This window comes from Nocardiopsis sp. RV163 (assembly GCF_001029525.1).
Taxonomy (GTDB): Bacteria; Actinomycetota; Actinomycetes; order Streptosporangiales; family Streptosporangiaceae; genus Nocardiopsis; species Nocardiopsis dassonvillei.
In genome coordinates this window covers 1-6,207 of record NZ_LEKI01000234.1, presented here as the reverse complement: position 1 = coordinate 6,207, position 6,207 = coordinate 1, and the positions used below count along the sequence as shown (strand labels likewise).

Here is a 6,207-nt window from a genome sequence, read left to right as displayed (position 1 = left end):
GGCTCCGGGCGAGCGGGGCGGTGGGGCGCTACGCGCTCGACGGCGGAGAGGGCACCCACGCCGCGTTCCTCTTCCCCGGAGCCGGACCCGGCGGCACGCTCACCGTGGGCGGCTGCCTGGAGGAGTGCTCGGCCGTCATCGACATCGAACTGCCCGTCGGATAGCGGCGGGGCCGGGAACGCCCCCGGCGCGGGGCGGGCCCTGCGAACCGCGACGATCCCGTGCCCGTAGCGGGGTCGAGGCGCGGTGCCCCTCCGCGGGCACGAGACCACGGTGAGAGGGGCGTGGTCCGGTCAGCCCCTGCGGCCGCCCCGCTGACCACGGTGCTCGCCGCGCACGACCCGTACGGGCGCAGCGGTTCCGGCGCGGTGTGACACGCTCCCGGTTCCGGGTCACCTACCGTTCGCGGCGCACCCGCCCCTCGCCCCACACCGGCTCCGGCGCCTCGTACACGCCTCCGTCGGCGCCGAACACCACGAACCGGTCGAACCCGCGCGCGAACCAGCGGTCGTGCGTCACCGCCAGGATCGTGCCGTCGTAGGCCTCCAGCGCCGACTCCAGCGCCTCCGCCGACACCACGTCCAGGTTGTCCGTGGGCTCGTCCAGCAGCAGCACCGGCGCCGGGCCGCGCAGCAGGGCCTCGACGACCAGGCGTTTCCGCTCCCCGCCCGACAGCGTGCGCACCCCGCGCCACCGGCAGCGCTCGTAGGGGGCGCCCAGTGCCGCCGCGCAGCACTGGTCCCACACGACCTCGGCGTCGTAGCCGCCCGCGTCGCCGTAGCGGGCGATGGCCGCGGCGTAGCGCAGTTGCGTCCTCTCGCCTTCGTCGACCATCATGGCCGCCTCGGCCGCCTCCAGGTCCGCGTGCGCCTCGCGCACCGGGGACGGGGAGACCGGCACCAGCAGTTCGTGCACGGTGGTCTCGTCGCGCACGTGCCCGACGAACTGCGGCATCACGCCGAGTTCACCGTCCAGGGTGACCGCGCCGCCCTGGGGGCGCTGCTCGCCGCGCACGATCCGCAGCAGGGCGCTCTCGCCCGCGCCGTTGGCCCCCACCAGCGCCGTCTTGGACCCCTCGCCGACACGGAAGGACACCGAGTCCAGCAGGACCCTGCCGTCGGGCAGGGTGCGGCCGACCCGGTTGACGTCGGTGTAGCCCAAGACCGCTCTCCACAGGGGTTTTGCCGTAGGCGCCCGGCCACCGCCGCGGGCGCCCCGGCAGGTTTCCACGGCGCCACGCGCGCCCGCGACCGGTTTTCCCAGGTGCGGGCGCTTACGCGGTCCGGAGGCGCGCTCAGCCCGCGGCGGAGCCGAACCACCTCGGCAGCCGGTCGAGCAGCTCACGCTGGTCCCCGCCGGCCCACACCACGTGGCCGTCCGGCCGCAGCAGCACGGCGGGCGCGCCCAGCTCCTCGCAGGCCCCGCCGGTATCGACGACGTGGTCCACCCGGTCCGCCCAGCCCGCCACCGAGAGCCGACCGGTCCGGTCGAGCAGCAGCCCGCGTCCGCCGTGCGTCAACTCGTAGAGGCGCCCCCGCGTCAGAGGGATGTCGCGCATCCGCCTGCCGAGCAGCGCGTGCCCCCCGCCGAAGTCGTAGCGCAGGTCCGTCGCGGTGACGAGACCGGTCACGTACCGGTTCACCTCCTCGAAGTCCATCAGCCTGGACAGCAGCCCCCGCAGCGCGACCGCGCCCGGCTCGGTGCCCAGCAGCACCATCTGCGCGCGGGTGCTGTCCAGCACGGCGGCGGCCACCGGGTGCCGTTCGGCGTGGTAGCTGTCCAGCAGCCCCTCAGGCGCCCAGCCCGCGACCTCGGCGGCCAGCTTCCAGCCGAGGTTGAACGCGTCCTGGACACCGAGGTTGAGCCCCTGCCCGCCGGTCGGCGGGTGCACGTGCGCCGCGTCCCCGGCCAGCAGCACCCGGCCGACCCGGTAGCGCTCGGCCAGCCGGGTGGAGTCGCCGAACCGGGACAGCCAGCGCGGCGAGTGCACACCGAAGTCGGTGCCCGCGTGGGCCCGCAGTTGCCGCCTGAACTCCTCCAGGGTCGGCGCGCTCGTGCGGTCCCCGGCCACCCCGTCGGCGGGCACGACGACGCGGTACGCCCCGCTCCCGTCCGCGAGGGGCCCGGCGCCGAACCGCAACTGGGTCCCGCGGACCCGCGCGACGACGGCGGCGATCTCCTCCGGATCCCCGGTCACCTCCATCTCGCCCAGCAGCGTCTCGACCCTGGCGGGCTCGCCGGGGAAGCCGACGCCGAGCAGCCGGCGCACCGCGCTGCGGGCGCCGTCGCAGCCGACGAGGTAGCGCGAGCGCAGACGTGTGCCGTCCGCCAGTTCGGCGCTGACCCCGTCCCCGTCCTGGCTCAGCCCCACCAGCTCGACACCGCGCCGCACGTCGGCCCCCAGTTCGAGGGCGCGCTCGTGGAGCAGGCGTTCGGTGACCGGCTGCTCGACGGCCAGGCCGTACTCGTGGGCCGTGTCCATCCCGTCGGGCCACGGCTTGGTGATGCCGCCGAAGATGCCGCCGACCCGGAACTTCTCCCCGACGGAGAGGAACCGCTCCAGCAGGCCGCGCTGGTCCATCACCTCCACGCTGCGCGTGTGCAGCCCCAGCGCGCGGGTCTGCCGTGTCGGCTCGGTGAGCCTCTCCAGCACCACCACGCGCACCCCGTGCAGCCGCAACTCACCGGCCAGCATCAGGCCGGTCGGTCCGCCGCCGACCACGGTCACGTCAATCATGAAATCCCCGTTCAACGAGATCGCTCCTCACCAGCCGTTCCGCGTATTACGGCGGTGTGCGCGTCCGCGCCCCCGCGCCAGGCGCCCGCGAGCAAATCACGGTCCCCACCAGCGGTTCGGCGCCGGTGCGTGGTCTGCGCGCCGACGACGGCACACGCCTTTCGCGCGGCCCCGATTTCCGCGGATTCCGGCTTGGAAGGGAAATTGTCCGGCACGACCCGGGTCTTGTCGCAAGCCCCGGGGTGCGCTATAGATTGGAAATGGCAGGAGACGTTTTCCCTCTTCCTGTCACTTTCTGTTATTTAGGAGTCACCCTTTTGTGGGCCGCTCCGTGCCCTGCGGTGCCCCGGCCGCGGGCCTCCGGTCGCACGGCCCCGATCCGGAGGCGGGTGTGTGTCGCAACCTCTGGGCGAACCCGGGCGGTAGTTGTATGGGTGCCCTGGGGGAATCGCGAGTGGTGTCCGGGGCCCGCCCCGTCCGGCCGGACCGGCGGGGCGGGGCGGCGCCCGACGCCACCGAACGGGGGAGACGCATGCAGATCGGGTACAAACTGGCGGCCGAGGCCTTCGGCCCGGAGGAACTCGTGCGCCAGGCGGAGCTGGCCGAGCGCGCCGGGTTCGACTTCGTGGAGATCAGCGACCACTACCACCCCTGGCTGGACGAACAGGGCCACTCGCCCTTCGCCTGGAGCGTGCTCGGCGCCATCGCGACCAGGACCGAGCGGATCGGCCTGGCCACCGGGGTGACCTGCCCGACCGTGCGCTACCACCCGGCGATCATCGCCCAGGCCGCCGCGACCCTGGCCCTGCTCTCGAAGGGCCGCTTCGTCCTCGGCGTCGGCTCCGGGGAGCGGCTCAACGAACACGTCGTCGGCCAGGAGTTCCCCGACGCCGTCCGGGTGCGCCACCACATGCTGCGCGAGGCCCTGGAGATCATCCGCCTCCTGTGGGGCGGCGGCTACCAGTCCTACGAGGGCGAGTACCTGCGGCTGGAGGACGCCCGGGTGTTCGACCTGCCCGAGGAGGCGCCGCTGATCGCAGTCGCCGCCAGCGGCGGGCAGTCGGCCGGGCTCGCCGCCGAATTCGGCGACGGGCTGTTCGCCACCGAGCCCAAGTCCGCGATCGTGCGGGACTACCGCGACGCCGGAGGAGACGGCCCCCGCTACGCCGAGGTGCCCATGGCCTGGGCCGAGGACGAGCACACCGCCGCACAGGCGGCCCTGGAGACCTCCCGCTGGGCGCTGACCGGCTGGAAGGTCATGAGCGAACTGCCCAACCCGGTCAACTTCGCGGCCGCCACCACCACGGTCCGGGAGGAGGACGTGCTGGGGCACTTCGCCTGCGGGCCCGACCCCGAGCGCTACGTCGAGGCCGTCCGCAAGTACGTCGACGCGGGCTTCGACCGCCTGGTCATGCAGAACGCCGGGCCTGACCCCGACGGGTTCGTCGACTTCTACCGGCGCGAACTGGACCGACCCCTGCGCGCCCTCGCCACCTGACCCGTCCGACCGCTCCGCCCGACCGGCCCGTCGGTGCCGCCCGACCGGTCGGGCGGCACCGACGGGCCGGGGTCCTCACGCCGGAGGCGGTTCGGGCGCGCCCGAACCGCCCATCCACCGCGCCAGCCGATCACGGTCCACCAGGGTCATGTACCCCTCGCCCTCACGGGCGGCGGCCTCGGTGAAGCCGTTCGAGGCCACGAACAGCCCCCGGTACCCCTCGTAACCGGTGGCCAGGACGCCGAGGAAGGCGCGGACCTCGTTCGGCGGCACGGGGCTGGTCCACCGCTTGCACTGCACCACCACGGCCTGCCCGTCCGGCGCCCGGCCCAGCACGTCCACCCCTCCGTCATCGGCCCCGCCGACCACCGTCACGGCGGTGTAGCCGTGCGTGCGCATCAGACCCGCGACGTGCTCCTCGAACTCCACACCGGTCATCCGGTCGACCTCCGACAGATCGACCCGCGCCACCCGCCACTTCTCCCTGGCCAGCCGCAGCCGCATACGGCACCACCACAGCAGGGCCGCCGCCCCCAGCGCCGCCACCGCCCACAGCAGCGGCCGCGCCGAACTCTGGGCCACCCACGCGCCGACCATCAGCGCCACGACCAGGGCCAGCACGAGGGCGTACCGGTGGCGCCACACGAACCGCCACTCCCGGGGCCCCGCCCGGCCCTCCCCGGGGTACGTCCTGTCGGGGTACGTCCTGTCTTCGGCCGCGTCGTCCGGGGAGATGTCGGTCATGGACTGCCTCTTCCCCGTCCGGGCGTTTCGTCACCCGCCCCGGCGCCGATGCCCTGTGGGGAACGCCACGGCGCGGAGCCGTTTCCGGCCCGGGACCCGCCCTGACCACCGCTCGCACGGAACGCGGGGACTACCATGGCCGCGCGGCGGCCGACCCTCGCGGCGGCGACCGTCCGGGGAGCGGTGCCCCGCCGCCCCGGGGCACCCACGGGAAGTAGTCCTTCGATGTCAGTTCTCACGCGCGTCGCCGACCTCGTCGGCAGGTGGTTCGCACTGCTGGTCCTCGCCGGAGGGGTAGCGGGCCTGGCCGCCCCCGGGCAGGCCGCCCTCCTCGCCCCCTACATCTCCCTGCTGCTCGGGGTGATCATGTTCGGCATGGGGCTCACCATGCGCCCAGTGGACTTCGCGATCGTGGCCAGACACCCCAAGGCCGTCGTCCTCGGCGTCCTGGCCCAGTACACGGTCATGCCGCTCCTGGCCTGGGGAATCGCCCAGGTCCTCGGCCTGCCGCCGCTGCTCGTGGTGGGCATGGTCCTGGTCGGCTCCGCCCCCGGCGGCACCGCCTCCAACGTCATCGTCTACCTCGCCCGCGGCGACGTGGCCCTGTCGGTGGCGATGACCTCGATCTCCACCCTGCTCGCCCCGCTGCTGACCCCGCTCCTGGTCCTGGCCCTGGCCGGTTCCACGCTGCCCGTCGCCGCCGGAGACCTGTTCGTCTCCATCCTCCAGGTCGTCCTGGTCCCGGTCCTGGCCGGACTGCTGCTGCGCATGGCCGCGCGCCGGTTCGTGGAGGGGATCCTGCCCGTCCTGCCGCTGGTGTCCGTCGGCGGCATCGTCGTCGTGGTCGCCGCGGTGGTGGGCGCCAACGCCGACGCCGTGCTCTCCTCCGGCCTGCTGGTCGCCCTGGCCGTGGTGCTGCACAACTCCCTGGGACTGGCGCTCGGCTACCTGGTCGGCGTGGTCACCAAGCTGCCCGAGGCCGCCCGCCGCGCGGTCAGCGTCGAGGTGGGGATGCAGAACTCCGGTCTGGCCGCGGCCCTGGCGACCGCCCACTTCGCGCCGCTCGCCGCCCTGCCCGGCGCCCTGTTCTCGGTCTGGCACAACATCTCCGGCGCGCTCGCGGCCACCTACTGGGCCCGCCGCCCGCCCGCGGACGCCCCGGCCGAGTCCGCGCCGACCGGGAGCGGCGCCGAGGGCTCGTCCGGGGCCTGACCCCGCGCCCCGCCCC

The 6,207-nt window shown here is 74.3% G+C and carries 4 protein-coding genes and 1 pseudogene; 2 read left to right on the top strand and 3 right to left on the bottom strand.

The features are described 5' to 3' along the window. Positions 1-456 precede the first annotated feature (456 nt). Positions 457-1,161: pseudogene (locus tag ABD54_RS24865) on the bottom strand (ATP-binding cassette domain-containing protein); the annotation flags it as partial. 133 nt (positions 1,162-1,294) lie between these two features. Beyond that, on the bottom strand, positions 1,295-2,737 hold the full coding sequence (rox, locus tag ABD54_RS24860; RefSeq protein ID WP_047871972.1) for a rifampin monooxygenase: 1,443 nt from the start codon (positions 2,735-2,737) through the stop codon (positions 1,295-1,297). A gap of 532 nt (positions 2,738-3,269) precedes the next feature. On the opposite strand from rox, the gene ABD54_RS24855 reads away from it, so the two are divergent. Continuing rightward, a complete protein-coding gene (locus ABD54_RS24855) occupies positions 3,270-4,235 on the top strand; it encodes a TIGR03557 family F420-dependent LLM class oxidoreductase (RefSeq protein WP_047871973.1) in 966 nt (321 codons plus the stop codon). A gap of 75 nt (positions 4,236-4,310) precedes the next feature. On the opposite strand, the gene ABD54_RS24850 is transcribed toward ABD54_RS24855, so the two are convergent. Next, positions 4,311-4,979: a restriction endonuclease gene (locus tag ABD54_RS24850; protein WP_047871971.1), complete on the bottom strand. Its 669-nt coding sequence runs from the start codon at positions 4,977-4,979 to the stop codon at positions 4,311-4,313. A gap of 225 nt (positions 4,980-5,204) precedes the next feature. Between ABD54_RS24850 and ABD54_RS24845 the strand changes: the two genes are divergently transcribed. Then, positions 5,205-6,191, top strand: coding sequence for a bile acid:sodium symporter family protein (locus tag ABD54_RS24845; protein ID WP_047871970.1), 987 nt, complete (start codon positions 5,205-5,207; stop codon positions 6,189-6,191). Positions 6,192-6,207: the final 16 nt, after the last annotated feature.

Excerpts from the sequence above, each read along its gene's own strand:
- rox (WP_047871972.1), bottom strand. The coding sequence starts at position 2,737 with ATGATTGACGTGACCGTGGTCGGCGGCGGACCGACCGGCCTGATGCTG.
- ABD54_RS24855 (WP_047871973.1), top strand. The coding sequence starts at position 3,270 with ATGCAGATCGGGTACAAACTGGCGGCCGAGGCCTTCGGCCCGGAGGAA.
- ABD54_RS24850 (WP_047871971.1), bottom strand. The coding sequence starts at position 4,979 with ATGACCGACATCTCCCCGGACGACGCGGCCGAAGACAGGACGTACCCC.
- ABD54_RS24845 (WP_047871970.1), top strand. The coding sequence starts at position 5,205 with ATGTCAGTTCTCACGCGCGTCGCCGACCTCGTCGGCAGGTGGTTCGCA.